Here is a 26,272-nt window from a genome sequence, read left to right as displayed (position 1 = left end):
CCTCCCTATCAATTTTTCGGTGATACTGAAACGCGATGAGCTGGTACATCTAGCAGCCGTATGACAGCTTCTTTTACCATCGCTTTAACTTGTATATTATCCACTCCTTTTGCTACGACAAGAACACCTCGTACTTTCGGTTTCTCTGTTCGTAAAACAACGGGAGTTTCTTTATCCCCTTCACGTATAATGACGGTCTTTTCATCAAGAGACTCGTCCTCTACTTCCCTCTTCCCACCTGTTTTATCTGTTTCACCTGTTGTTTGTGAGCGTTTCACTGTATTTTTTTCTAGTATTTTTTCTTCAGATGAGTCTAAATTCACTTTAATCGTTACATCTTTTACCCCCGCAATTTCTTCTAAAGCTGCTTTTAATTCTTGTTCGTACGCTTTTTCATACTTTTCTACATTTGACATACTATCATTACTTTTTTGCCCGAAAGTTGGTACGTCCTTTTCTTGGTTTTGATTTTTTTGTTCTTTAAATACAGGTACTTCTTCTTTTTTTCCTGAAAAGAAACTACTAGAAAACATAAGCAAAATCCCAAGTATAAGTAGGACAAGTAAAAACTTAGGTGTTACCTTCTTTCCCTTCTCACTGCTTTCTTTTTCGTCCCCATTTAATAAGTTTCGAAAAAATGAGAACTTCGAATTTTTATCTTTATTGTCCATTTACTCTACCTGTCCTCCCTTCCATTTGAACTTGGATTTGTTTATTCTCTAGTTGCCACCTGCTTGAAAAGAAATCTTTCATTTCTACATTTGTTTCTTCTACCTTTTTTGGAGGTTCTTTCGTATTAATTTCAATTGGCTTTACTGTTTCGATTGCATCGTTTTTACTACGTTCTTTTTCTTTCAATGTCACAACAACAGATTGAATATCTTTTGCTGACTTTACTTCCGCTGTACTTTCCGCTGCGACTATTTGTATTTCAGAGACTGCCATACCATACTTTTTCTCAAATTCTTTTCCTACTTCTTTTTTCATTTTGGTAGCCATCTCTTCTAAACTATATGCACGTGTTAGAGCTTGTATTTCTTTTTTCTTCGAATCTATTGAATTTTTTACAGATCCTTCTGCTACGTACTTCTCTTCATTAAAATTTGCGATTACTTCATTTACATCTGTTTGCAACAGTTTAAAAAGAGGCGTTAAAATTAATACAACCAATAATAGACTTACGACGAATTTAACGTATTTTTGCAAGTTCGAATTTGGAAGAATAAGATGAAGCATTGTCGCTAAGAGTAAAAAAACGATAATATTTCTAATCCACTCTGTAACAAATTGCATACTCTCCACCCCCTACCGCATCATAAGTGTAATGTTCCCCGCAGCAATAATAATTGTGATACTTAAAAAGAACATAAATGATACGATAGCTAAGCAAGCAAATACGTAAATGATGCTCCGTCCAATGATATCTAAACATTGAATAATTGCTCCTCCGCCTACTGGTTGCAGTACTGCTGCTGCGAATTTATAAATAAATGCGATACAAAATATTTGAATCGCTGGAAAAGCGACAATTAAGCATAGAATGACAAGCCCCATAATTCCGACTGTGTTTTTTAATAATCCCGACGCACTAATAACAGTATCCGCCGCCTCTGTAAACATCCTTCCGACTACCGGAATGAAGTTACCTGTTACAAATTTAGCAGTTTTCACTGCTATCCCATCAGCAACAGCTGTCGCTGTTCCCTGTACAGATAATACCCCTAAAAAAATCGTTAAAAAGATACCGATAATCCCCACGCTAACGTTTTGCAGAAGCTTGGACAATTTCGTAACTTTATATTGATCACTCATCGTACTTACAATACTTAATATCGTTGCAAGTAATAAAAGTGGTAGAACAATATAATTCATAAGAAGCCCACTCGTATTCATTAAGAAAATGATAATCGGATGAAAAAACGATACAGATACAACACCGCCCCCGGTTGCTATGAGTGCAAGCAAAATTGGTAATAGAGCTAGTATGAAATCTACCATTGTTTGTATCGTTTCTCTTGCATATGTCATGACGACATAAAAACTATTTAAAGCGAAAATAATAAGTACCATATATACAACTGCATCAGCAATTTTACTTACGCTACTCTTTGAAAAAGCAGATTGCAATGATTGCAACAGTGCACTAAAAATTGTGAGCATAATGAGTGTTCCAAGTAGTTTTCCATTTGCAACAAGCTCGTGAAATAAATATTTTAATAAACCTATCATCCACTCTTTTATAGAGAATTCTTTTTCTCCCTTTACAAACTCCATAAAGCTTCCTTTTTGACTCTCTGGCAAATACCCTCCATATTTTGTAACAAGCCCGTCCCAAAATTGCTTCACATCTTCAATTCCGAGCTTATCCAATTGTTGATCGACGACGTTTGTTTCTACAGGAGAAGCTTGTACAACAACCGGTAAAGAAAAGAAAAGGAAGCAAGCAAATAGCAGCTTAGCTCCAAACCTCCTCAACATTCACTCCCCCTTATCCCGTCGGTAAAAATCCGAGAATAGTTTCAATTACAACCGTCAAAATAGGAATTGCCATAACGAGAATTAAGATTTTTCCAGCTAATTCAATTTTCGAAGCGATTGCACCTTGACCAGCATCTTTTGTAATTTGCGCTCCAAACTCAGCTATATAAGCAATCCCAATAATTTTTAATAACGTTTCTACATATACGTTGCTAACTTTCGCTTCACTCGCCACTCTCTCAATCATTTGTAAAATAGAGTGAATTTGATCGATTAAAATAAGAAACATCACACTACCTACGAACACAATAAATAACGATGTAATGCTAGATTTATGTTGATTTAAAATAGCTGCTAAAAACGTAGCAACGAGGCCTAATCCGACAATTTGTATAATTTCGATTCGAACCGCCTCCTTTACTGGAAGAGAAAGACACTTTTAATCTTGTCGAATAGCGTATTAATTAAAAATGCAACATGAAATAAAATAACGACAAAACCGACAAGGATAACCCAATTTGCAATATCCTCACGCTTTAATTCTTTTAGTACGGTATGAATGAACGCTAAAACAATGCCGATTCCGGCGATTTGAAATATTAATCCAACATCAATGGACATCGCCTTTCTCCCTCCTATAGCAGTAAAATTACGATAAGTAGCCCCGCTAGTACCCCTAAACTCTTAATCATTTTTTCGTATTGCAGTTGTAATGCTTTCGCTTCTCCTTCTTCTCTCTCCAAATGTGTAATACATAAGCGAATATGTTTTTGTTGAGAGTCACGATCATGTTGCCCGAGCGTTTCACCAAATTGTTGCAGTATTTCATACTCAGTTTGTTGAAATGCTGTTAACTTCCAGTTCTCTTTCAAACTATCTATCCAAGCTTCTCTTACTGTTTGTTCTCCGCTTTCTAATTTTTTTGCGAAACTTTGAAATATCCAATTTAGTGGCTTTGGCATTTGTTTCACTAATCGCTCAGCAGCTTCGGATAAAGGTGTGTGCCCGTACATAATTTCTGCTTCTAGTGATTGAAGTGCCGCTTTTAACAATCTAAGTTGCCTCGGTCTCTCACTGTACCTCTTAGCGTATGAAAACCCGAAAAAGGTGCTAACTGCAACTATTAACACTGCACCAATTATTTTCACCATACGCCCCCAGCCTTTCTATTTGATAGTACTGGTTTTCCATCTCTATCTTTCACTTGCATAACTGTCCCTGGCCCTCTCGCTTTTGACAATTCCACAAACCTATCAAATACACCAAGTTCCAGCACCGCCTGTAACGATGGCCTCTTCACAACATCTTCATAGGAAAATCCATGCGCACTTATGAAAAGCTGAACCCCTGCATGCACCGCCTCCATAATTGCTTCACTATCTTCTTTACGGCCAATTTCATCAACAATTAAAATATCAGGGCTCATAGAACGAATCATCATCATCATGCCTTCAGCCTTTGGACATGCATCTAGCACATCTACTCGTGTGCCAAATTCATACTGAGGGATTCCTTTCACACAACCAGCGATTTCTGACCGCTCATCAACAATCCCCACTTTACAAGAAGAAATTCCCAAAGCACTTATCCCTTGACTCATGCAGCGTGCTACATCTCTTAACAGTGTCGTTTTCCCCGTTTGCGGCGGGCCAATTACCATTGTGTTTAACCATCTTGTATCATACAAATACGGTAAAAGTGGCTCAGCTATTCCTATTTTTTGACGAGCAATACGAATATTAAATGAAGAGACATCACGAATCATTTTCACTGCGCTTTTTTCTGTAATGACTTTTCCAGCTAGACCAATTCTATGTCCCCCTCGAAGCGTCACATATCCCCGTTTCAATTCCTCTTCCATCGTATAAATTGAGAATTGACTTAACTTATTCAATAAGTAAATAGCATCTTCTGCTGTAGTGATGTAGTCATAAAAAAATACATCTCCATGTGCAATACACTCTAGCGGTTTTCCAATTCGAACTCGAATTTCCTCTAAAGTATCATATTGCTTACACCCTTCCACTAACTGTTTCATCGTTCTCGGTAAAACCTCTAATACTTCTTTCATATGCTTCTCCCCACTATACCTGGCTTACTTATTTCAACAACGCGATAAAAATACAGCCGATTCCAAGTGCTAGAAAAAAGAGTTTTAAGAAAGAAATCTCACTTGCTACACTCGCTATCCCAATTGTCATCGTTAAAATTAATACGGTCGGTCCAACAAACGCTAACATACCATTTATAAACAATGCTTTCTTCGCATCATTCACATAAAGCATAAGCAAAGCGGCGAATATTTCCGCGCTACCTGAAAACAACCGAAGTAACCCCATTACAAGCACGGATGTTTCCATTGCCGCTAGCCACTGTTTCATCCTCCCACCTTCTCCCGTAACGGTTACGAATTCTACATTCCAAAAAAGAATATATTTGTACAACCATATGCAGGGGTTGTCTATTTCAGAAGTAAAAACATAATTTTCTATACCACCCTGCATATTTCTGAATATTCTTATTAATTATGTGGGATTTTATGGTATATTTAATGGAAAGGAGGATAGACGATGCAGCAAGTTACTTTATTACCACTCGATTTACAATATGCAGATGTGCTTTTCAAACTATCAAGTAATCCACATGTAAAAAACGCGCTAGGAATAAAAGTAGAAAAACTCGAAGATACAAAAGCATTTATTTTATTTACACTAGAAGAGGAACGAAAAAACCACTCCCTATCTAGAGTGATCCTAAATGAAAAAAATGAAATAATTGGTCTCACCACGCTTAAGCATATTAATTATGAGAAAAAGAAATCTCACATTGGCAGTTGGCTTGGCCATCCTTACTGGGGAAAAGGCTATAACGAGGCTGCTAAAAAAGAAATCCTTACAATCGCTTTTTTAGACTTACAACTTACATACGTATTCGCTGGTGCTAAAACGACTAACATTCGTTCTTTAAAAGCACAAGAGAAATTACCTTATATGTCATTGTATGTGGAGAACAAGTTTCCAGAAGAACACACTGCACTAGAGAAAGAAGTAAAATCACCTTGCGCACTACATGTCGTATCACGCGAGAATTTTTTAAATTGGTTGCAATTACAAAGTGAGGAGGAAAAATATGAAGATATTAAAAATTAGTTTAACGATTGTAGTAGAATTAGCTCTTATTTATCTTTTTTCAATACTAGTCGGTTGGTCATTTATGGATACCTTTTTCCTTGGTAGCTTAGCAATATTTGCAATTACATGGTTAATTATTATGAGTAACTATAGAAATAACAACATGGATCACGCAATAAATAAAACATTAACTGGCGTTGAGACTGGTGAAATAAAACCATTTCAATTCGTTTTCACACCATATATATCGGGTACTCTTTCACTTGTTTTAATTAGTTTTGTTGTCACCGCGATTTATTATCTGCCCTATTTCTTATAAAAAAAAGCACTCGTGATAATCACGAGTGCTTTTTTACTATGCACGAGAAACGTATTTACCTTCACCAGTGTTGATGATAAGCATTTCGCCTTCGTTAATAAAGATTGGTACTTGTACAACAAGACCAGTTTCTAATTTAGCTGGTTTTGTTACGTTAGAAGCCGTATCACCTTTAATACCTGGCTCTGTTTCTGCCACTTGTAATTCAACAGTATTTGGAAGTTCAACACCAAGTACCTCGCCTTGGTAAGTCATAATTGCTACTTCCATGTTTTCTTTTAGGAATTTAAGCTCGCGCTCGATTTGGTTTTCACCAAGTTCGATTTGCTCATAAGTTCCGTTATCCATAAATACGTGAGCCTCACCGCTTGCGTATAAGTATTGCATACGACGGTTTTCGATATGTGCTTTTTCTACTTTCTCACCAGCACGGAATGTTTTCTCTTGAACAGATCCTGTGCGAATGTTACGTAGTTTCGAACGAACGAAAGCAGCACCTTTACCTGGCTTTACGTGTTGGAAATCAAGTACTTGCCAAAGGGCATTATCCACTGAAATTGTTAAACCTGTACGAAAATCGTTTACTGAAATCATGTAAAAAAATCCTCCTGTGTATTACAAAATAATAAGTTCTTTTGGTGATTTCGTAATCACTTCATTACCTTCACTCGTTACAATAATATCATCTTCAATACGTACGCCGCCAATACCTGGAATATAAATACCTGGTTCTACTGTTACAGCCATACCTGGTTCAAGTACTGTATCAGAACGGAACGCTAAACCTGGTGCTTCATGGATTTCAAGACCGATTCCATGACCAGTAGAGTGTCCGAAGTATTCACCGTATCCTTTTTCCGTTATGTAATCACGCGTTAGCGCATCTGCCACGCGGCCTGTTAAACCAGCTTTAATACCGTTCACACCACGTAGTTGTGCTTCTAAAACGATATTATAAATTTCTTTCAATTTATCAGATGGTTCACCGACTGCAATCGTACGAGTAATATCAGAACAATATCCTTTGTAATAAGCGCCGAAGTCTAATGTAACGAAATCTCCTGTTTCTATCACTTTTTCAGATGCCACGCCGTGCGGTAATGCCGAACGAAGACCTGAAGCAACGATAATATCAAACGAAGAAGATGTTGCTCCTTGTTTTCTCATGAAAAATTCAAGTTCATTTGACACTTCAATTTCAGATACTCCCGGGCGAATGAATGATAGAATATGTTCAAAGGCAGCATCTGCAATCTGTGCAGCTTCCTTTAATATCTTAATCTCTGAATCAGTCTTTATCAAGCGTAACTTTTCTACAAGGCCAGAAGTTGGGATGAATTCAGCTTCAATCGCTTCATTATGTGTTACGTAAGAGCTATATGTAAGAGTATCTTGCTCAAATCCTAACTTTTGAATTCCAAGGTCTTTTACTTGTTTCGCAACTTCATCAAGAATTAAACCTGCATGCTGCACGATTTCATATCCAACCGCTTGCTTACTAGCTTGCTCTACGTAACGGAAATCTGTAATAAATTGAGCACGCTCTTTCGAAATAAGAACAACACCAGCTGTTCCTGTGAAGTTAGCCATATATCTACGACTATGTTCATTTGTTAACAATATACCGTCAATACCGACCTCATCAAATGCACTTCGTAATCTTTCAATTTTCTCCATTACTTTATGCCTCCCTCAATTTCTCCATTAATGCAAATAACGCTAACTTATAGCCATAAAACCCAAATCCAACAATTTGTCCCGCACAAACAGCTGCCGTCACAGATTCATGACGGAACGACTCACGCTGGTGAATGTTAGAAATATGTACTTCAATAACAGGAATCGAAACGCTCGCAATTGCATCCCGAATCGCATAGCTATAATGCGTAAATGCTCCAGGATTTAAAATGATCCCTTCATATATATCTTCAGCCTCATGAATACGATCGATAATCGCACCTTCATGATTTGATTGGAAACATTCTAACTCCACTCCCATTGTTTCTGCTTCTTGCTTCATATCTGCTTCAAGTGTCGCTAGCGTGCCCTTACCATATACATTTACCTCACGAACACCGAGGCGATTTAGGTTAGGACCGTTTACGAGGAGTACCTTTTTCATATCCTTAAAACTCCTTAATATTAAATATCTATACAACATTTTAACATAGGAGTTACTTATTTGAATAGTTCGTCTTCTCTTCCCCTTCTTGTTCGGCTTTATTGCTATTTACTGCGTACGAAACAGAGTATGCAATAAACACACCATACAATATAAAAATGCACATCGTCGTCACAATCGTTTCTTTCGGTAAATTGAGCGCACTTTTAATAGCAGGTGCTAGTAATCCCATTCCGAAAAATAGTAATGCCCACCAAAATAGACCATAAATCATCCCTGGAAGAATTCCTTCAAACTTTGCAAAACATATCTTATACAAAAAGGCAATTAAAATTGAAAGAAGTCCCATACAAACAATTCCTGACACATTCCCCCATGCCCCTTCCTTCCAACCACCAAGCGCAAATGGTAAAAGGAAATAATTCGGTCCTGCTTCCGTAAACGAAAAAATATGAAGGAAATACCATATCCCTCCCCAAAAGATTCCACCAAATAAACCAATTTGCACAAAATTCCTTGTTCCTAATTGTTCTTGATTCACATCGACACCTCCGCTCAATAGTATGCCCGAAACTATTTTGAAGCATGTTTAAATACTGCGAAATTTGTCTATAAAAAGAATAAGAAATGTCCGACTCTCGTAACATTTTTCCTTGTCATCTACTTGTATTTGTCGATAAAATAAAGGAAACTCGGTGATTGTCTTATTTCAAAATGACAGAACCCAGTATGACAATTGCCTCTTTTTCTACATAAGAGAGAAACAAATACAGGTTGGTGTTAAAATGGCAGAAGAGTCAAAACAAATATATGGCGGGCAAGCAGTCATAGAAGGAGTTATGTTTGGCGGTAGAGAATATACTGTTACAGCGGTTCGTCGTAAAGATAAATCGATTGAATTTTATCGATTACCACGCGTTCGTAATAAAGTATTATCTATCCTTAAAAAAATTCCATTTTTACGAGGGATTGCCGCTATTGTGGATGCAAGTGCGAATGGAGCGAAGCATTTAAATTTCGCTTCAGAACGATTTGATGTCCACCCAGAAGAAGACGAACAAATTGCAAATAAAAAAGAAGAACAATCAAAATTAACGATGGTATTAGGAGTTGCAGCAGTTGGTGTTTTATCTTTCATTTTCGGAAAAGTAATTTTCACAGCAGTGCCTGCACTACTAGCTGAATTAACAAGACCGATTTTCCCATCTCATACAGGGCAAATCATTGTCGAAAGTGTCATTAAGCTCATGTTATTATTGAGCTATATATACTTTATTTCTTTAACTCCACTTATTAAGCGGGTATTTCAGTACCATGGTGCGGAGCATAAAGTAATCAATGCTTATGAGAATAATCTTTCACTGACTGTAGAAAATGTTCAAAAACAAACTCGCCTTCATTATCGCTGTGGTAGTAGCTTTATTATATTTACAGTCATCGTTGGAATGTTTGTTTATTTCCTCGTCCCTACTGATCCACTTTGGGCACGAGTTATAAACCGAATTTTATTAATTCCAGTCGTACTTGGTATTTCGTTCGAAGTATTACAATTTACGAATCGATTACGAGATGTTCCCATATTACGCGTACTTGGCTATCCAGGATTATGGCTGCAACTATTAACAACGAAAGAACCAACAGATGATCAAGTGGAAGTAGCCATTGCATCGTTTGAAGAATTATTACGTTTAGAAAACAAACAATAATTATTTAAAAATGGTGTTCAACTCCTTTCCTCATCGTTAATATACTAATTTTAATATATGTTTTTAGGAGGTGTTCCTTATGAACGGTCGTTCGTTTACATTCGCTATATTTGTGCTTATTATCGGATTAGCAATATTCGGCCTTGTTTCATCTGTAATTACAAACCCAATGGGTGTATTGAGAAATATCGGGTACATGTTACTTGTTGTCGGTATCTTTTATTTGCTATACAAGATGTTTACAAATTCTAGTGGTTCTGCAAATTCGCAAAGCTCATATAAGCGCGCTGCCAAACAATCGAACCGCAAACACGGGAAACAAAATGTAGCACCCCTAAGCAATTCTTTCTTTAAGTCCAATGCTTCTAATGACAAGGGCAAAAAAGGAAATTCTTCCACTTTGAAACGAAAAAGAAAACAATCTCATTTAACTGTCATTGAAGGTAAGAAAAACAAAAAGAAAGACCGTGCTTCCTTTTAGGAAACACGGTCTTTTTCAATTGAAATAAAAAAAGGAAACGCCATATGTTCCCCTTAATTACTTTTCTCTTCATTTGCTTTTTGAACACCACGAAGTGTGTCTACGCGGACTTCATCTTGTTCAAAGTATTGTACTAAATCACCAATGCGGTCAATGGCTTCCCAACTTAAATGATGTTCAATTCCTTCTACATCATTGTAAATCTTGCTTTCATCCACACCGATAATACGCATAAATTGCTCGAGCAAGTCATGACGATATACGAGACGTTCTCCGATTTTTTTACCTTTTGATGTTAATACAAGCCCTCTATATTTTTCATAAATTAGATATTCATCTTTGTCTAATTTTTGCACCATTTTTGTTACAGAGGATGGATGTACACTAAGCGCTTCAGCAATATCAGATACGCGGGCATAACCCTTTTCATCAATCAACAAATAAATTTGTTCAATATAATCTTCCATACTAGGGGTAGGCATCGGTTTCCTCCATCCAATTTCATTTTGCTTATTCCGTACGAAGCAATCAATAAAATGATACACCAGAAAGAATAACGTGACAAGGTGAAAACGAGCCTAAATCTGCAAAAGAGAAAAGAACCTGCTTTCAAATACAAGTTCCTTTCATGTAAAATATTGAATTTCTGCGTTAGGAAAAAATTGATGAATATATCCTCTAATTGTTTCTTCCAATACTTCTGCATCATTTTTTTTATATACGTATTTCCCAATGCCATATCGTCCCCATTTATATTTGCGCTTCTCTTCATCCATTTCAAGCTTCGTATTTGGATAACGCTCTTGGATGACCTTTTTTGCTGGTTTTGTAAAGCGATGTTGAATTAATTCAAATGTTAAATCCGGTATCGACAAATCTTTTAGTGCATTGTACAGCCGCTCAAATAGTTCACGATATCCTTCTTCCCATCCTTCATGCATATAAAGTGGCGCAACTATAAAGCCAAGTGGATAACCCGCGCCTGCTACTTTACGAGCAGCTTCAATTCTTTCTTCAAACGGTGATGTCCCTGGCTCAAAATTTTTAATCACATACCGTGAATTAATACTAAACCTGAAACGAGTTTTCCCATTATGTTTTGCATCTAACAAATGATCAACGTGCGAATATTTCGTAACGAAACGTAAACGCCCATACTCACTTTCTCCAATGAATTCGATCGCCCGCTTTAATGCATGTGTTAAATGATCAATCCCAACGATATCTGATGTACAAGCAGCTTCAAACCTTGTTATTTCAGGTGCCCTTTCATCCATATATTGCTTTGCCTTCTCAAATATTTCATCAAGATTAACATACACGCGAACATAAGGTTTACTCCCAAGTGTCGTTTGCAAATAACAATAATGACAATGTCCCATGCATCCTGTTGCAAGCGGAATTGCATATTCAGCTGACGGTTTTGACGTATCAAACTTTAATGTCTTCCTCACCCCAACGACAAGCGTTGCTTTTGCATTTCGATACTTTTGCAGATCATTTTCACCTGGTAAATTTCTAATTTGATTATGGGATGTTGTTTCACGAATTTCTAATCCCATCTTCGTAAACTTCTCATATAGCTCTTTTCCAAGTGGGTATTCAAGTGCCTTCGGTTCAAAGTAAACGAGTTTTGGCATAAATGGTTTCATACGCTTCCCTCCTCTCTTTAGTATGAGGAGCGTTAAAAAATTAACACTCACTAAAGTTTTCCACGTTTTAACAGCCTTTCAAAAGGCTGTTTTTCTTCTGTCTAATTTTACAAATTGAAAAATTTCATAAAGAAAATAAGAAAAATGCAAAATAATTAAAGTTAATTGTTGACGTGATGCTTTTATTATCGGTATCATAAATCTTCGTGAGCAATTATTTTTCGTTATACGATTTTTTTATTATTACTGAGTTTTTGAGAGGAGAAATTAGATGTCAGTTAAGAAGAAAACGCAAGTACGCACCGGCAAAATGGTACGTGAACTAATGTTAGCAGACGAAGATGTAAATGCTTCGCTAATTATGGTATATAGTGAAAACGGTGTAAACGCAGAAATTAAAATCGAGGGCTTAACGCCGAAATGTAACGAAGAATTATTTTTGAGCGGAAACGTGGATTGGAACAAGAGTGTTATTTATAAAATTGTTGATTTCACTGGAAACGCTGAAGTTGGTAAAGTTACATTAACAGCGATGAACAAAAATAATGTTTCTCTAGAAATAGAACGTGTTATGTGGAGTAAAGAAAATAAAGAGGCTGCTGAGCAAGAAGAAACAGTTGTAGAAGCTACTCCGAAAAAAGAAGTAGTTGTAGAAGCTCCAAAAGCAGTTACACCTGCTCCAAAGCCTGTTACGCGTGTGGAAACACCTGCTGCTACAGCACCTACACCTAAGCCTACTCCAGTAGCTACACCGAAGCCAGTAAGTGTAGAAGCGGCTGTAGAACTATCTACTCCAGCACCTGTGAAAAAAGCAGTACCAACTTCAGTTACAAAGCAAGAAACAGCACCGGTCGCTCCTGCAAAACCGAAGCAACCTGCTTTAACTGAAACAAATTCAAAACTACAAGAAAATTATGTAAAACTCGTGAAAAAGACAATTGAAGTTTGTCAAGATTACGAGCTTGGCATCGACATAGATGATTCTATTGAAAGCTTAAAAGAAGAACTACAAAGCCAAGGTATTAGCGTTACATTCGACAAAGAAATTATGGACGTTGTAAATCGCCTTCGTTCTTTACAAGATAAAGGAATCAAAGTAGAAAAAGTACTTAATTTACTATAAAAAATAAGAGGTGGCAATCGCCACCTCTTATTTTTTATAATTCCATTCATCACTTTCATACTTTTCTTTCGCTAACGTTTGAACTTCATGTAACTGTTCTTCTGTTAATTCATACGGAACAAGCTCTATATCTAATCCTTTTTCAAATCCAACCTCAAACGCTTTAATTAATTGTTCGATCGTAAATGTACGGTCTGTCAATTCATTAATTGCTACCGCCTTTGAAGAGAACATACTCTTCATACGTTCTTTCACACGTTCGTTCGGGAATAAAAATAGATCGTATAATTCGTCTAAGTCTATTTCTAACGGAATTGATCCGTGTTGTAAAATAACACCTTTTTGACGTGTTTGCGCACTACCTGCGATTTTTCTTCCTTCTACTACAATTTCATACCAAGATGGCGCATCAAAGCATACGCCTGAACGTGGATTTTTTAAATTTTCACGATCTTCTTCTGTTTTCGGAACTGCGTAATACGCTTCTAATCCTAGCGCTTTAAAACCATCTAATAAACCTTGCGAAATAACACGATACGCTTCTGTAACTGTTTTAGGCATATTCGGATGATCTTCAGACACAATAACACTGTACGTTAATTCTTTATCATGTAGTACACCCCTACCGCCTGTTTGACGACGAACGAATCCATATTTCTTTTCATTCACTATATCCATATTAATATCTTTTTCAACACGCTGGAAATACCCGACTGTTAATGTTGGTACTTCCCATTCATAAAAACGAATTGTTGGTTGCATTTTCTTTTCACTTTGCCAATTTAATAAGCATTCATCTAACGCCATATTAAATGCCGGTGAACATTGACCAGAGTTAATATAACACCATTTTTCTTTTCCCATCCTGCACCTCATATAACCAATTATTTTTCACATTCTCTAGTCTACCAAATTCGACAAAATTTGTGAAAGAATACGAAATTTCTTCGTATATACAAATGAATCTGTTGCATAAATACATACGGGCATTATAATATTGAAAGTAGGATAAGAAAAAAGGGAGCGATAGAATCGTGTCAACAACTTGGATTATTTTATTAGCCGTAATCGTAGCGTTCATCGGCTACACTGTATGGATGTATTTCTATCAGAAAAAATTAATTACAACACTTTCAGAAGAAGAGTTTCGCGCTGGTTACCGTAAAGCACAGCTTATCGATATCCGCGAAGCAGACGAATATACTGCAGGGCATATTTTAGGCGCACGTAACATTCCGTTATCACAAATTCGCCTTCGTCATAAAGAACTTCGTAAAGATCAACCAGTTTACTTATACTGCCAAAGCGGATTCCGTACTGGTCGTGCGGCTCAATACTTAAAAAAACAAGGTTACAAAGATTTCTACCAATTACAAGGTGGATTCAAAACGTGGACTGGAAAAGTTAAAAAGAAATAATAACATACAAAAAACTAGCTGAATGATTCAGCTAGTTTTTTCATTTCATATTGTTCGCAATGTATAATAAATTTTGCTTAATCACATCTACATCATTCTCTTCTACATTACGATGCAATAGTTGATACTCAATCCCCTTCTCTTTCCAAATAAGCGTAGCAAACTCGTCCCCTCGTTCGAAGTCATCCTTATTTTTAAAATAAGCGGCGGCTCCATTATTCAATCTTATTTGTTCTTGAAATCGTTTCTCTTCCACGAATTCCGGAAAACTATAAGAAAAATTCGCAACATTTAGCTCAATATATTCATGTCTCCCTTGTTCCTGCTGCTTATATTTAATCGTTAAGACAGCGTTCTTTTTTCCAATGGTTCTTACTTCCCCCTTCACATCACTCATGATGTCGTACGGCAAAAACGTCGGAACTTTAAACTTCACTGGAAAATATTTCGGAATTTCCTTCAGCGGAATAGGATCCGTAACGCGATCCATAGCCCCGCCTGTTGTTCCCACAAAGTTTTTTTCTTCTTGCATCGTTTGCTGAAACGAACATGAACTAAGCACGAAACTAGAAAACACGAAACAAATGATTCTTTTTTTCAATTTGTTTCCGCCCTTTCCTACCGCTCCCTTAACGAATAAAGCGTTTATATGCTCTTCATATTCGCTCCGTTATCAAACTCCACCTTTGAAAACTTTCCACGTTATTCTCACACATTTTGACAAAACTTTTTATAGACGCAAAAAAAGCCCCTTATCATTCTTACGCCCAAGTGAAAAGGTTACGCGAAGAAAAGGAAGCCTCATTAATAACATAGTTTGTGAAAAGCTTTTCAGGTCAAGATTTTTTCCTTCTTATCATCTTCCCTTTATAATAAGGGAAAGAGGTGATACATATGGCCAATATAAAACAAATTGCAAAAACTGCTGGTGTATCTATATCAACTGTTTCGCGTGTCCTGAATAATCACCCTTACGTAAAAGAAGAAAAGCGTAAGCGGGTTCTAGATGCTGTCGAAGAATTAAACTATGCAAAAAATATAAATGCTGTCCATTTAATAAGAGGAAAAACATATACAATTGGCGTTATGCTACCTTTTATTAACCTTCCGTATTTTAGTACGATTATTGAAGGAATCGGAAACGAAGCATTATTAGCTGGATATCATATTAATTTATGCCAAACAAATTATGATAGCCTCGAAGAAATTCGTGTTCTTGAAATGATGAAAATGAAGCAATTCGACGGGATGATTATTTGCTCCCGAACGAGTTCATGGGAACAAATTGAACCTTTCTCAAAATTCGCCCCTATTATTTCATGCGAAAAAATGAACCACCCCCTCATTTCATCTGTCTATGTAGATCATTATGAAGGCTTCCGTCTCGGTACTGCATATTTACTAAGTAAAGGTCATGAAAAAATCGGGATTTGTTTAGCAAGAAAAACAAGTGCAAATTCTATAGAGCGTGAAAAAGCGTTCGCTGATACCCTTCGTCATGATGGCAAAGCAGTGCAATCTGATTGGATTTTTCATCAATGCTACACGATGCAAGACGGAGCACAAATACTCCATCGCATTTTAAAGATGAAAAATCGTCCAACCGCTATTTTCACGGCGAATGATCAAGTTGCAGCTGGTTTATTAACTGAAGCAAGAAAACACGGCATTCGCGTCCCTGAAGATCTTGCTATTTTAGGATTCGATAACCATGAAATTTCAAAAGCACTAGAAATTACTACTATTGAACATCCCGGTCTCACGATGGGATCTCGTGCTTTTTCTTTATTCCATAATCAAATACAAAGCGAGAAAATTATTGGGAGCGCTGAAGAACTGTCCTTCCATTTAATTGAGCGAAAAACAATTTAAAAAGAGCGTTACCTATAGCGTTCTTTTTCAGCTCGTCACCTATTGACTTTGTATTTTTACTCGCATATAATAAAAACTAACGAACGGTAGGTAGGGGATAGAAATGACAGCAAACCGCATTAAAGCTGTAGCACTTTCTCATTTCGCACGCTACGGCTATGAAGGAACTTCATTAGCAAATATTGCTCAAGAAGTCGGGATTAAAAAACCATCGATTTACGCACACTTTAAAGGAAAAGAAGAGCTATATTTTATATGCTTAGAATCTGCTCTTCAAAAAGATTTGCAGAGCTTCACAGGCGATATCGAAAGCTTTTCCAATTCATCCACTGAAGAATTGCTCTTACAGTTACTAAAGGGCTACGCAAAACGATTTGGTGAGAGTGAAGAATCAATGTTTTGGTTACGAACTTCCTATTTTCCGCCTGATGCATTTCGCGAACAAATTATCGATAAAGCGAATGCACACATCGAAAACGTCGGAAAACTTTTATTCCCTATATTTAAACAGGCAAACGAGCAAAGTGAACTGCATAACATTGAAGTGAAAGACGCTCTAGAAGCTTTTCTATGCTTACTAGACGGACTTATGGTTGAACTACTATTCGCAGGTTTAAATCGCTTTGAGACTCGTTTAAACGCCTCTTGGCAAGTATTTTGGCGAGGCCTTTCAAACTGACGGATTGCTCCTTTGCAATGCGTCGTTTTTAAGCCCTTTACCTAACGACTGGTAGGAAGGAGAAATAACATATGGCATGGATTTATGTAATCTTAGCTGGTATTATTGAAATCTTTTGGGTTATTGGACTAAAACACGCGGAGGCACCACTTGAATGGGCTGGCGTTGCATTATTAATTACAATTAGTTTCGTCTTATTATTTAGAGCTTATAAAGATTTACCTGTCGGCACTGTATACGCCGTCTTTACAGGAATTGGAGCTGGCGGAATCGTTCTTACAGAAATTCTCATCTTTGGAGAACCTTTCTCTATCGTAAAAGTTTTATTAATCGGCTTAATCTTCTTCGGCGTAATTGGTCTAAAACGAGTAACAGAAGAAAAAGAAGCGAAGGAGGCCGCATAAAATGGCTTGGGTATTTTTAATTCTAGCTGGTATTTGTGAAATTATTGGTGTACTCTTTATGAAAGTAGCCACTGAAAAGAAGGGCTGGGCACCAAAAGTTATTTTAATCGCTAACTTCGGCGTAAGCTTCTTCTTCTTATCTCTTGCGATGGACACATTACCGATGGGAACTGCTTACGCAATTTGGACTGGAATCGGAACTGCTGGTAGTGCACTTCTAGGTATTCTTATTTTCCGCGAATCAGCAGATTGGCGTCGTCTTGCCTTCTTAAGCTGCATTCTATGCGGCGCTGTTGGCTTAAAACTATTAAGCTAACGTGCGGTGAACGCCATGTGGAAAGAAAAAGGACAGCAAATGTTAGCATGGATCACACTTGGTATCGTCATTCTATTACAAATAAGTTTTCATATAATAGAATGGTTGTTTCATAGAGTATTATCCATTTTCACATTCCTTCCTAACATGACACTTGAAATTATATCAATTGTTTGGTCCATTATCGCCTCCATTGCAATCGTCATTATATGGAGCATCGCCAAACTATTGAATAAAGTATTTAAAAAGGACAGCACTTCTGAAAAAGAGTAACTGTCCTTTTTTATATTCATTCAGACTTTCTGTAGAAGTTTGATGTGATAAGACAAATAAGACCAACTATGACAATACTGATACCAATTCCTTTATGCAAATTAGGAATTGGTGATGGTATGTCTGAGTAAAAATTTGCTAATATGAGACCGATTGAAAATAAAAGTACCCCTATTCTATATAACCATTTTCTTTTGTTCATCATTCTCCCCTCCTGAAATTTTTCATACACTCCTTTCTTTTGGACATACTACCTAAAAAAGGAGTGGATAATATGCAAAATTCTATACATAAGCAAATCCTATTTTTATTTTTCCTCTTTCTTATTCTCGTTATCGTTTTCAGCTTTATATTACATACTCCGAAAGATGTGCCGAATAGCCTCTCTGTTTATAAACTCTTACTTTCATATTGTCGTTATTGAAAAAGGTGCCTTTTATAGGGCACCTTTTAAAATCCTCTCTTCTCATACAATTTCACTGAAACGAAGACGGATACTATGAACATGCATATTAAACTCATTCCTTAACATCACTTATTAGTTTTTATATAAGACAAACCACAAGCATTAAAGCTCTTTCTTTTTAAAACTTACAATCGCCAAAAACATTGAAGCTAAATAACTTACACACGCGCCTATACCTAAAATACTTATAACTAATAGCACATCCGAAGTTCGAAAAATCATTAACATAAGCCTTTCATCCGTAAATATATTGCACATAAATCCTAGTAAACCTATTATAGGAAAAAATCATAACTAATCCCAGCATAGTAACCGTTCGCTTATCCTCACTATATTTTATTGGAAGGATCATAACAGCATACAGAACAGAAAAGAAAATAGCTATAAATGCTGCATACCAAGGAATATTTATATTTTCTTTTAATACAAATACAGGTAGTACAAAGAAAACGAATGTAATGATTAAGCTGAATGCCATAAAAAATAGTATCGATATGTATTTCGCAATGACAATATCTTTTCTAGTAAAAGGTAGACTTACTAATATTTTTTCCGTACTATTTTTCTCTTCATTTGATAAAGAGATTGAAATCATCAAAAGACATATAGCAAAACAAACATACGCCATTTGAAATGGTTCTATAGAGTTTTGGAATGCTCCGTATATTGGTAAGATCAAATAGATAAGGAACATTTTTCTTTGTAAGAAAAACTCCTTCAAAATCAACTGTTGCATATGAATTCCCCTCTCTATAAATCACGCGTTTCATAAATTTTAATTGTAAGAAACATAGAAACGATATAGACACTAGCTAATATAATTCCTCCAACTATAAATACACCAATATGCATTGGATTCATAATCCATTCAATAAATGAAAGTGTTGTTTCATTCAGCTCATCACTAATAAACATCCAAAGAATTACACTCACTCCCATTGATGCTGCTGATACTATACTTCTCACTACCTTTGATTTTGTACCATAATAACTAGGGAAAAACATTGCAACAAAAAATAAGGCGTAAACAGCTCCATTTACTACTTCATACCATGAAATTTCAATGTATAGATTAGGATGATATGCAACGATATCACCAATGACCATAATGCCTCTTATAAGAAAAACGACTAACATCGTAGAAAGCATGCCACCTACAATGAATATTGCACTCAAAATATATCTAGCGATAATGATATCCTTTCTGCTTAACGGTAAACTATTAATCATAATGTCACTTGTATTCCGTTCATCTACTACGATTAATATCGTAACTGAGGAAAGAGTTATAAATACACAACTCATAGGAAATAGCACTTCACCACTAGGTTCAAATAAAAAGAATATACAGGGTATAATAAGATACACTAACCATATACCCCGAAAAAAGAACAAATCTTTATATACGAGCTGACGCATAAGCACCTCTCCCTTTCGCGGTATAAACGATAATATCATCTAATGTAGGCTTTTCTATTACAACCTCATTTCCAAACCAATCTATAATTGCTTGTTTATCCTTCGCTAAACCTTCGAAACCAAACTTATTTTTTCGTAATCCAACAAATAGTTCTTTTCCTTCTCGGTCTAATAAATCATTACTTCCTTTTACGATTACGTAGTTCTCCATTAAGTCGTCTTTTTCACCAGTAAATATAATTTCTCCATCGTTGATGAACGTAATATAATCTGCGATGCGCTCTAAATCTGTTGTAATGTGCGTTGAGAATAATACCGATACTTCATCTTCCATTACAATCTCTTGCAACATATCAAGTAATTCACTTCGAACAACTGGATCTAATCCTGCTGTCGGTTCATCCATAATAATAAACTCTGCATGATGCGAAAGTGCGATAGCAATCGCAAACTTCATTTTCATCCCTTTAGATAGTTCTTTAATCTTTTTATACTTTGGGACTTGCAATCTCTGCATATACGATTGATACTGCTTTTCGTCCCATTTTTTATATAACGGTGCAATAATACGTTTCATTTGTTCACACGTTAAATCTTCGTAGTAATGATTTTCATCATATACAAAACCGATATTTTGTTTTATTTCCTTTTCGGCTTTCTTATTGTCTTTGCCAAAAATTTTTATATCACCACTATCTTTTCTAATTAAATTCATAATCATTTTGATTGTCGTGCTTTTCCCGGCCCCGTTCGGTCCGACAAATCCCATAATATATCCACGTGGTAATGCAAAACTTATATTTTTCACTGCAAAATCTTCATAACTTTTACAAACGTTTTTTAGCTCTAACATCCCTTATTCCCCCTCGTATAAACACGCAATCATCTGCTGTAATTCTTCAAGCGACAGCTGCAACACTTTACTTTCTTTCACAATTTCTTCAGCTTTATTTTCCAATAAACGTAGCCGCTGTTCTTTTAGTAGTTCATTATTTTTACGTGAAACATAAGTCCCCTTCCCAGCCACCGTTTCTATGTATCCTTCTTTTTCAAGCTCTTCGTACGCACGCTTCGTTGTAATTACACTAATTTGTAATTCCTTCGCTAAGCTACGAATAGACGGTAATTGATCTCCACCCTTTAAACCACCATTTAAAATAAGCTGGCTTAATTGTTTTCTTATTTGCACATAAATAGGGTCTTGGGAAGAATTCGAAATAATAATATTCATGTTTTCCTCCAGTGTGTATATACTGTATATATCTTATATACACAGTATATACACAACATCCTATTTTTGGCAAGAAAAAAAGACCAACATTTTCCTGTTGGTCTTTCGTATATGTATCACTTTTCAAAGCGATCTAACATCTCGTCTCTCATTCCGAAACTCACTACCGCAATTCCTATATACATAAACAGAAGGAATGCCGGATGAACTGTGTTGTACCAGCTGCTATCAACAATTAAATAAATCGTTAATGCCACAACAAGAACAAACGCTAAGATAAACATATAAAAGTGTCTTGTACTACCCATGATAAACTCCTCTCTTCTCACTTCACCATTCAACAGTATATTTTATCGAATAATTCGATATGACTCAAGGTTAACTTTCTGTTATGTAATCAAGTTCCACCTTTATGATGTCCTCACACGCTATTGAAATGATTGTTCCTTGTTTATCAATCGCCGTCACTTCTCTATTATCCATTACACGATGCGCTACTCTTTCTAGCACTTTTCCTTGGTCTCGATAACAAAATTCTTTTACATCTTTAATCGTTTTTCCGTTTTCTAAATGGTATATCATTCTATAACACCGATATCCCACAATTTCACCCCCAAACTTGCTCGTTTTTTCACATATACATAAAAATGAGTAAATTTCGTCTCATCACATCTTCTTAATTTCAATAAAATTCTAACAAAAATAAATACTTTTATCAAACCGACTTTTTCAACAAAACCACCTATAAAACTACATCTTGACAGCAATATGAAACAAAAAAATTTAATTTTTAACATTTTCTTCACTATTTCTGCACAAATTCTCCAAACAAAAAAAGAACCCGCATGTAGCGAGTTCTTTTTCATTCTCATCAAACTTGTACAGGAGCTAGCTTTTCATAACGTAAAACAGGTTTACGTGCAGCCATCGTTTCGTCTAAACGTTTAATGACTGTAGTATGCGGCGCTTCTTGTACAACTTCTGGATTTTCTTCTACTTCTTTAGCGATTTGAATCATCTTATCGATGAAACCATCTAATGTTTCTTTTGATTCTGTTTCTGTTGGCTCAATCATAATACATTCTTCCACATTTAATGGGAAGTAAATTGTTGGTGGATGGTAACCGAAATCAAGCAGACGTTTTGCGATATCTAATGTACGTACACCAAGTTTCTTTTGACGACGACCTGATAATACAAATTCATGCTTACAATGTCTATCGAACGGAAGATCATAGAATGGAGCTAATCTTCTCATCATATAGTTCGCATTTAATACCGCATACTCCGTTACTGCACGTAGTCCATCTGGACCCATAGAACGAATATATGTGTACGCACGAACGTTAATTCCGAAGTTACCATAGAATGGTTTTACACGCCCAATTGCTTCTGGACGATCATAGTTGAAGTGATAACCATTTTCCGTCTTCTCTAAAATTGGCTTTGGTAAGTACGGAATTAAATCAGCTTTCACACCTACTGGACCAGAACCTGGGCCACCGCCGCCGTGAGGACCTGTAAATGTTTTATGAAGGTTTAAATGCACAACGTCAAATCCCATATCTCCTGGGCGCGCTTGGCTTAATACCGCATTTAAGTTTGCACCATCATAGTATAGTTTACCGCCTGCATTATGGACGATTTCTGCCATTTCTAAAATGTTTTCTTCGAATAAGCCTAACGTGTTCGGATTTGTTAACATAAGTGCTGCTGTTTCTTCATTTACAACACGTTTTAAGTCTTCTAAATCAACAAGTCCATTTTCATTTGATTTTACTGTAATTGTTTCAAAACCAGCTACAGTTGCAGATGCTGGATTCGTTCCGTGAGCAGAGTCAGGAACAATTACTTTCGTACGGTTAAAGTCACCATTTGCTTCGTGGTATGCACGAATTAACATTAAACCTGTCCATTCTCCGTGTGCACCAGCTGCTGGTTGTAATGTAACAGTATCCATACCTGTAATTTCAATTAAATGCTCTTGCAAGTCATACATTAATTCCATTGCACCTTGCACTGTTTTTTCGTCTTGAAGTGGATGAATATTTGCAAATCCTGCAAAACGAGCTACGTTTTCGTTAATTTTCGGATTATATTTCATCGTACAAGATCCAAGTGGATAGAAGCCAGAATCAACGCCGTGGTTACGGTTTGAAAGTGCTGTATAATGGCGCATAATGTCAAGTTCAGATACTTCTGGTAGCTCTGCATCTTCTACTCGAATATAATCGCTCTCAAACACATCTTCTAGTTTCACTTCTTCTACATCTAATTTGGGTAAGCTATATCCTACGCGTCCTTCTTTACTCACTTCAAAGATAAGTGCTTGGTCTTGGTTCTTCATTGGATAGCCCCCATTTCGTTTACAAGTGTGTCAATTTCCTCTTTTGTACGAAGCTCTGTTACTGCTACAAGCATATGGTTTTCATGCTCTTTATAATCACGGCCTAGGTCGTAACCACCGATAATATTCTTTTGGATTAATGCGTCGTTTACTTCTTTTACTGGGCGTTTGCAATCTACAACAAACTCATTGAAGAATGGTCCAGCAAATGTAACTGTGAAGCCTTTCGCCTCAAATTGACGTTTTGCATATTGTGCTTTAGAAATGTTTTGACGTGCCATTTCTTTCACACCTTGTTTTCCAAGTGCCGTCATTGCAACTGATGCTGCTAATGCATTTAACGCTTGGTTTGAACAAATGTTAGACGTCGCTTTGTCACGGCGAATATGCTGTTCACGCGCTTGTAACGTTAATACAAACCCACGTTTACCATCTGAATCTACAGTTTGTCCAACAAGACGTCCTGGAATTTTACGCATAAATGCTTTCGTTGTTGCAAAGTAACCACAGTGCGGTCCACCAAACTGAGTTGGGATACCAAATGGTTGTGCATCACCGATTACAATATCAGCACCAAATTTTCCTGGTGGTGTTAATGCGCCTAATGATAATGGATTTGAAGAAACGATAAATAATGATTTTTGTTGGTGAACGATTTTTTCAATATCCGCTAACTTTTCAACTTGTCCGAAGAAGTTTGGATATTGAACAATTACACACGCAACTGTATCGTCTACTTCACTTTGTAATACGTCTAAATCTGTTACACCATCTTTATGATTAATTTCAACAACTTCTAAATTTTGACCTTTTGCGTATGTTTCAAGTACTGCTCTTGATTCCGGATGAACTGCACTAGATACAAGAATTTTCTTTTTACGAGTATGGCCAGCTGCCAGCATTGCTGCTTCAGCTAAAGCTGTACCTCCGTCATACATAGAAGAATTCGCTACGTCCATTCCTGTTAATTCACAAATCATCGTTTGGAATTCAAAAATTGCTTGTAATTCCCCTTGTGAAATTTCTGGTTGGTATGGCGTGTAAGCTGTATAAAATTCTGAACGAGAAATCACATGATCAACAATTACTGGAGCGTAATGATCGTATACACCTGCTCCTAAGAAAGAAGCGTATTCTTTTAAGTTCGCATTTTTGCTAGCCATTTGAGATAACTCTTTTAAAAGCTCTGGCTCTGATTTTGCTTCTTTAATTTTTAAATCCCCTTTAAAACGAACACTCTCTGGAATATCAGAGAATAAATCATCGATCGTTTGAACGCCGATCGTTTGTAACATTTCTTTTTTGTCTTCTTCTGTCATTGGAAGATAACGATGCAACATGAAATCTACCCCTCTCCCCGTTACTTTGAACGTTTATAAAATGGTGTTGGAACAACTACTGCTTTGACGCGTTTATTACGAATTTCAATTTCTACTTCTGTATCAACTGCTGCGTATTTTACATCAATTAGTGCTAAACCAATGCTTTTCTTTAACGTTGGAGATTGTGTACCACTCGTTACTTCCCCGATTTTTTCTTCTCCAATAAATACAGGGTAATGCGTACGAGGAATACCGCGTTCGATTACTTCGATGCCGACTAATTTACGAGGCGCACCGTTTTCTTTTTGCTCTTTTAACGTTTCTTTTCCAAAGAAGTCTGCTTCTTTATTTGGTTTTACCGCAAAGCCAATTCCAGCTTCAATCGGTGTAATATCTTTCGATAATTCTTGACCATAAAGTGGTAATGTTGCTTCGAAGCGCAGTGTATCACGAGCACCTAAACCACATGCTTTTAAGCCTTCTTCTGCTCCCACTTCAAGAAGTTTCTCCCAAAGTTTTGCAGCATCTTCACTCTTACAGTAAATTTCAAATCCATCTTCACCTGTGTAACCTGTACGAGATACAAGTGCTGGAATTCCATCTACAAGAATATCGTTTTTAAATTTAAAGAACTTAATTTCTTTCAAATCTTCTGACACAACTTTTTGTAAAATGCCTTCTGCTTTTGGTCCTTGAATTGCAAGCTGTGCAACTTCACTAGAAACATTGACTACTGTCGCATCGCCAATTACATGACTTGCTAACCATTCGTAATCTTTCTCGATATTTGATGCATTGATTACTAATAAATAGTCTTCTTCACCACGTTTGTAGATTAATAAATCATCTACTGTACCACCATTTTCGTAGCACATAGCTGTATATTGTGCGCCCCCTACCTTTAAGGTAGATACGTCATTTGTAACAACACGTTGTAAAAATGCTAAACTATCTACACCCTTTACCTCAACTTCTCCCATATGAGATACATCGAACAAACCTGCCGCTGTACGTACAGCTTCATGCTCTTCTTTAATGCTTGAAAATTGAACTGGTAATTCCCAACCACCGAAGTCGATTGTTTTCCCACCATACTTCGCGTATACATCAAATAACGGTGTACGTTGTAATGTAATCATGCTCTCTCCCCCTTATGCTCTGACAAATCAATAAAAGTTGTTTCCCTTATCTAAACATTTTCATTCTGAAAAGATAGGATATACGGAATCTCATTATATTTTTTTATGAAAGCGTAAATAAAAAATCGCTTTCTTGGATAAAATACGAAAGATTCCATACATTTCACACCATTATCCTAACATTATTCGCTATATTTCATCAATATTCTAGCATAAAAAATAATTTAGAATTTTTTATGCTTAAACTTATTAAATACAGCTTTTGAGATTTAATACGTTATTATTGTCTATCATATAGCCTTTAATAACGATAATAACGCCTTCTTTCAAGGCGAATCATTACACACTTAAAAATAATTTCTTTAGTTTATAAA

The 26,272-nt window shown here is 36.4% G+C and carries 36 protein-coding genes and 1 pseudogene; 11 read left to right on the top strand and 26 right to left on the bottom strand.

The window, feature by feature from the left end; all coding sequences use genetic code 11:
• Positions 1-8 precede the first annotated feature (8 nt).
• From spoIIIAG to ACQKNI_RS20150, 8 genes are read right to left on the bottom strand one after another with little or no spacing between them, the layout of a single operon-like run.
• A complete protein-coding gene (gene spoIIIAG, locus ACQKNI_RS20185) occupies positions 9-671 on the bottom strand; it encodes a stage III sporulation protein AG (RefSeq protein ID WP_088230966.1) in 663 nt (220 codons plus the stop codon).
• Complete coding sequence (spoIIIAF, locus tag ACQKNI_RS20180; protein WP_088230965.1) at positions 661-1,293, bottom strand: stage III sporulation protein AF; 633 nt, start codon at positions 1,291-1,293, stop codon at positions 661-663. The genes spoIIIAG and spoIIIAF overlap by 11 nt, the downstream gene beginning before the upstream one ends.
• A 12-nt stretch (positions 1,294-1,305) precedes the next feature.
• Complete coding sequence (gene spoIIIAE / locus ACQKNI_RS20175) at positions 1,306-2,478, bottom strand: stage III sporulation protein AE (RefSeq protein WP_088230964.1); 1,173 nt, start codon at positions 2,476-2,478, stop codon at positions 1,306-1,308.
• A 10-nt stretch (positions 2,479-2,488) separates the two neighbouring features.
• Positions 2,489-2,872, bottom strand: coding sequence for a stage III sporulation protein AD (spoIIIAD, locus tag ACQKNI_RS20170; RefSeq protein ID WP_088230963.1), 384 nt, complete (start codon positions 2,870-2,872; stop codon positions 2,489-2,491).
• Between the two features lie 23 nt (positions 2,873-2,895).
• A complete protein-coding gene (gene spoIIIAC / locus ACQKNI_RS20165; protein ID WP_000020914.1) occupies positions 2,896-3,099 on the bottom strand; it encodes a stage III sporulation protein AC in 204 nt (67 codons plus the stop codon).
• Between the two features lie 14 nt (positions 3,100-3,113).
• Positions 3,114-3,629, bottom strand: coding sequence for a stage III sporulation protein SpoIIIAB (gene spoIIIAB / locus ACQKNI_RS20160; protein WP_088230962.1), 516 nt, complete (start codon positions 3,627-3,629; stop codon positions 3,114-3,116).
• Positions 3,623-4,549 (bottom strand): stage III sporulation protein AA, encoded by a 927-nt coding sequence (gene spoIIIAA / locus ACQKNI_RS20155; protein WP_088230961.1) that lies wholly within the window; start codon positions 4,547-4,549, stop codon positions 3,623-3,625. The genes spoIIIAB and spoIIIAA overlap by 7 nt, the downstream gene beginning before the upstream one ends.
• A gap of 28 nt (positions 4,550-4,577) precedes the next feature.
• Positions 4,578-4,859, bottom strand: coding sequence for a YqhV family protein (locus ACQKNI_RS20150; protein WP_000816054.1), 282 nt, complete (start codon positions 4,857-4,859; stop codon positions 4,578-4,580).
• Positions 4,860-5,048: 189 nt separating this feature from the next.
• On the opposite strand from ACQKNI_RS20150, the gene ACQKNI_RS20145 reads away from it, so the two are divergent.
• Positions 5,049-5,627 carry a GNAT family N-acetyltransferase gene (locus tag ACQKNI_RS20145; RefSeq protein ID WP_088230960.1) on the top strand — a complete coding sequence of 193 codons (579 nt, stop codon included), beginning with the start codon at positions 5,049-5,051 and terminating at the stop codon, positions 5,625-5,627.
• Positions 5,608-5,928, top strand: coding sequence for a hypothetical protein (locus tag ACQKNI_RS20140; protein WP_088230959.1), 321 nt, complete (start codon positions 5,608-5,610; stop codon positions 5,926-5,928). The genes ACQKNI_RS20145 and ACQKNI_RS20140 overlap by 20 nt, the downstream gene beginning before the upstream one ends.
• A gap of 36 nt (positions 5,929-5,964) precedes the next feature.
• Here the strand turns inward: ACQKNI_RS20140 and efp are convergent, their stop codons facing one another.
• From efp to ACQKNI_RS20120, 4 genes are read right to left on the bottom strand one after another with little or no spacing between them, the layout of a single operon-like run.
• Complete coding sequence (gene efp / locus ACQKNI_RS20135) at positions 5,965-6,522, bottom strand: elongation factor P (protein WP_000626515.1); 558 nt, start codon at positions 6,520-6,522, stop codon at positions 5,965-5,967.
• A 21-nt stretch (positions 6,523-6,543) separates the two neighbouring features.
• A complete protein-coding gene (pepQ, locus tag ACQKNI_RS20130) occupies positions 6,544-7,605 on the bottom strand; it encodes a Xaa-Pro dipeptidase (RefSeq protein ID WP_088230958.1) in 1,062 nt (353 codons plus the stop codon).
• A 4-nt stretch (positions 7,606-7,609) separates the two neighbouring features.
• Positions 7,610-8,050: a type II 3-dehydroquinate dehydratase gene (gene aroQ / locus ACQKNI_RS20125; RefSeq protein ID WP_016086312.1), complete on the bottom strand. Its 441-nt coding sequence runs from the start codon at positions 8,048-8,050 to the stop codon at positions 7,610-7,612.
• Between the two features lie 52 nt (positions 8,051-8,102).
• Positions 8,103-8,591 carry a YqhR family membrane protein gene (locus tag ACQKNI_RS20120; RefSeq protein ID WP_140417374.1) on the bottom strand — a complete coding sequence of 163 codons (489 nt, stop codon included), beginning with the start codon at positions 8,589-8,591 and terminating at the stop codon, positions 8,103-8,105.
• Between the two features lie 244 nt (positions 8,592-8,835).
• Between ACQKNI_RS20120 and ACQKNI_RS20115 the strand changes: the two genes are divergently transcribed.
• On the top strand, positions 8,836-9,756 hold the full coding sequence (locus tag ACQKNI_RS20115; protein ID WP_088230956.1) for a DUF1385 domain-containing protein: 921 nt from the start codon (positions 8,836-8,838) through the stop codon (positions 9,754-9,756).
• Between the two features lie 79 nt (positions 9,757-9,835).
• The gene (locus ACQKNI_RS20110) at positions 9,836-10,237 is read left to right on the top strand and encodes an SA1362 family protein (protein WP_088230955.1); all 402 of its coding nucleotides are present in this window, start codon (positions 9,836-9,838) and stop codon (positions 10,235-10,237) included.
• A gap of 53 nt (positions 10,238-10,290) precedes the next feature.
• Here the strand turns inward: ACQKNI_RS20110 and mntR are convergent, their stop codons facing one another.
• Positions 10,291-10,719, bottom strand: a complete 429-nt coding sequence (gene mntR, locus ACQKNI_RS20105; protein ID WP_088230954.1) for a transcriptional regulator MntR — start codon at positions 10,717-10,719, stop codon at positions 10,291-10,293.
• Positions 10,720-10,863: 144 nt separating this feature from the next.
• Positions 10,864-11,889 (bottom strand): spore photoproduct lyase, encoded by a 1,026-nt coding sequence (splB, locus tag ACQKNI_RS20100; protein WP_088230953.1) that lies wholly within the window; start codon positions 11,887-11,889, stop codon positions 10,864-10,866.
• A gap of 271 nt (positions 11,890-12,160) precedes the next feature.
• Between splB and ACQKNI_RS20095 the strand changes: the two genes are divergently transcribed.
• The gene (locus ACQKNI_RS20095; RefSeq protein WP_088230952.1) at positions 12,161-13,012 is read left to right on the top strand and encodes a hypothetical protein; all 852 of its coding nucleotides are present in this window, start codon (positions 12,161-12,163) and stop codon (positions 13,010-13,012) included.
• Positions 13,013-13,039: 27 nt separating this feature from the next.
• Here ACQKNI_RS20095 and ACQKNI_RS20090 read toward each other — a convergent pair whose 3' ends face one another.
• Positions 13,040-13,876 (bottom strand): lipoate--protein ligase family protein, encoded by an 837-nt coding sequence (locus tag ACQKNI_RS20090; RefSeq protein WP_088230951.1) that lies wholly within the window; start codon positions 13,874-13,876, stop codon positions 13,040-13,042.
• 170 nt (positions 13,877-14,046) lie between these two features.
• Here ACQKNI_RS20090 and ACQKNI_RS20085 point away from each other — a divergent pair, with 170 nt between their 5' ends.
• Entirely contained in the window at positions 14,047-14,430 is a 384-nt protein-coding gene (locus ACQKNI_RS20085; RefSeq protein ID WP_088230950.1) for a rhodanese-like domain-containing protein, read from the top strand.
• 40 nt (positions 14,431-14,470) lie between these two features.
• On the opposite strand, the gene ACQKNI_RS20080 is transcribed toward ACQKNI_RS20085, so the two are convergent.
• Complete coding sequence (locus tag ACQKNI_RS20080; RefSeq protein ID WP_140417384.1) at positions 14,471-15,007, bottom strand: DNA polymerase III subunit delta; 537 nt, start codon at positions 15,005-15,007, stop codon at positions 14,471-14,473.
• Between the two features lie 317 nt (positions 15,008-15,324).
• On the opposite strand from ACQKNI_RS20080, the gene ACQKNI_RS20075 reads away from it, so the two are divergent.
• The 5 genes from ACQKNI_RS20075 to ACQKNI_RS20055 all read left to right on the top strand — a co-directional run bounded on the left by ACQKNI_RS20075 (position 15,325) and on the right by ACQKNI_RS20055 (position 17,974).
• On the top strand, positions 15,325-16,302 hold the full coding sequence (locus ACQKNI_RS20075) for a LacI family DNA-binding transcriptional regulator (RefSeq protein WP_088230948.1): 978 nt from the start codon (positions 15,325-15,327) through the stop codon (positions 16,300-16,302).
• 97 nt (positions 16,303-16,399) lie between these two features.
• A complete protein-coding gene (locus ACQKNI_RS20070) occupies positions 16,400-16,981 on the top strand; it encodes a TetR/AcrR family transcriptional regulator (protein ID WP_170933767.1) in 582 nt (193 codons plus the stop codon).
• A 71-nt stretch (positions 16,982-17,052) separates the two neighbouring features.
• The gene (locus tag ACQKNI_RS20065; RefSeq protein ID WP_088230946.1) at positions 17,053-17,385 is read left to right on the top strand and encodes a DMT family transporter; all 333 of its coding nucleotides are present in this window, start codon (positions 17,053-17,055) and stop codon (positions 17,383-17,385) included.
• Between the two features lies 1 nt (position 17,386).
• Positions 17,387-17,701 carry a DMT family transporter gene (locus ACQKNI_RS20060; RefSeq protein ID WP_000312621.1) on the top strand — a complete coding sequence of 105 codons (315 nt, stop codon included), beginning with the start codon at positions 17,387-17,389 and terminating at the stop codon, positions 17,699-17,701.
• A 15-nt stretch (positions 17,702-17,716) separates the two neighbouring features.
• The gene (locus ACQKNI_RS20055) at positions 17,717-17,974 is read left to right on the top strand and encodes a DUF3975 family protein (protein WP_088230945.1); all 258 of its coding nucleotides are present in this window, start codon (positions 17,717-17,719) and stop codon (positions 17,972-17,974) included.
• A gap of 16 nt (positions 17,975-17,990) precedes the next feature.
• Here ACQKNI_RS20055 and ACQKNI_RS20050 read toward each other — a convergent pair whose 3' ends face one another.
• The 10 genes and pseudogenes from ACQKNI_RS20050 to gcvT all read right to left on the bottom strand — a co-directional run bounded on the left by ACQKNI_RS20050 (position 17,991) and on the right by gcvT (position 25,898).
• On the bottom strand, positions 17,991-18,176 hold the full coding sequence (locus ACQKNI_RS20050) for a hypothetical protein (protein WP_140417373.1): 186 nt from the start codon (positions 18,174-18,176) through the stop codon (positions 17,991-17,993).
• A 366-nt stretch (positions 18,177-18,542) separates the two neighbouring features.
• Positions 18,543-19,176, bottom strand: a pseudogene (locus ACQKNI_RS20045) (ABC-2 transporter permease).
• A gap of 14 nt (positions 19,177-19,190) precedes the next feature.
• Complete coding sequence (locus tag ACQKNI_RS20040) at positions 19,191-19,859, bottom strand: ABC-2 transporter permease (RefSeq protein ID WP_098252988.1); 669 nt, start codon at positions 19,857-19,859, stop codon at positions 19,191-19,193.
• The gene (locus tag ACQKNI_RS20035; protein WP_088230941.1) at positions 19,840-20,712 is read right to left on the bottom strand and encodes an ABC transporter ATP-binding protein; all 873 of its coding nucleotides are present in this window, start codon (positions 20,710-20,712) and stop codon (positions 19,840-19,842) included. The genes ACQKNI_RS20040 and ACQKNI_RS20035 overlap by 20 nt, the downstream gene beginning before the upstream one ends.
• A gap of 3 nt (positions 20,713-20,715) precedes the next feature.
• Positions 20,716-21,090 carry a GntR family transcriptional regulator gene (locus ACQKNI_RS20030; protein ID WP_088230940.1) on the bottom strand — a complete coding sequence of 125 codons (375 nt, stop codon included), beginning with the start codon at positions 21,088-21,090 and terminating at the stop codon, positions 20,716-20,718.
• A gap of 116 nt (positions 21,091-21,206) precedes the next feature.
• Complete coding sequence (locus ACQKNI_RS20025; protein ID WP_000535933.1) at positions 21,207-21,398, bottom strand: hypothetical protein; 192 nt, start codon at positions 21,396-21,398, stop codon at positions 21,207-21,209.
• A gap of 70 nt (positions 21,399-21,468) precedes the next feature.
• Positions 21,469-21,672, bottom strand: coding sequence for a DUF3929 family protein (locus ACQKNI_RS20020; protein ID WP_000639159.1), 204 nt, complete (start codon positions 21,670-21,672; stop codon positions 21,469-21,471).
• Positions 21,673-21,961: 289 nt separating this feature from the next.
• Positions 21,962-23,437, bottom strand: a complete 1,476-nt coding sequence (gene gcvPB / locus ACQKNI_RS20015; RefSeq protein WP_088230939.1) for an aminomethyl-transferring glycine dehydrogenase subunit 2 — start codon at positions 23,435-23,437, stop codon at positions 21,962-21,964.
• On the bottom strand, positions 23,434-24,777 hold the full coding sequence (gene gcvPA / locus ACQKNI_RS20010; RefSeq protein ID WP_088230938.1) for an aminomethyl-transferring glycine dehydrogenase subunit 1: 1,344 nt from the start codon (positions 24,775-24,777) through the stop codon (positions 23,434-23,436). Before gcvPA ends, gcvPB begins: the two co-directional genes overlap by 4 nt.
• 20 nt (positions 24,778-24,797) lie before the next feature.
• A complete protein-coding gene (gene gcvT / locus ACQKNI_RS20005; RefSeq protein ID WP_000631766.1) occupies positions 24,798-25,898 on the bottom strand; it encodes a glycine cleavage system aminomethyltransferase GcvT in 1,101 nt (366 codons plus the stop codon).
• Positions 25,899-26,272: the final 374 nt, after the last annotated feature.

Origin of the sequence: Bacillus sp. NPDC094064, assembly GCF_050279585.1 — a bacterium.
GTDB lineage: Bacteria > Bacillota > Bacilli > Bacillales > Bacillaceae_G > Bacillus_A.
The sequence above is the reverse complement of the archived record's forward strand: the minus strand, read 5'-3'. Positions and strand labels throughout refer to the sequence as shown.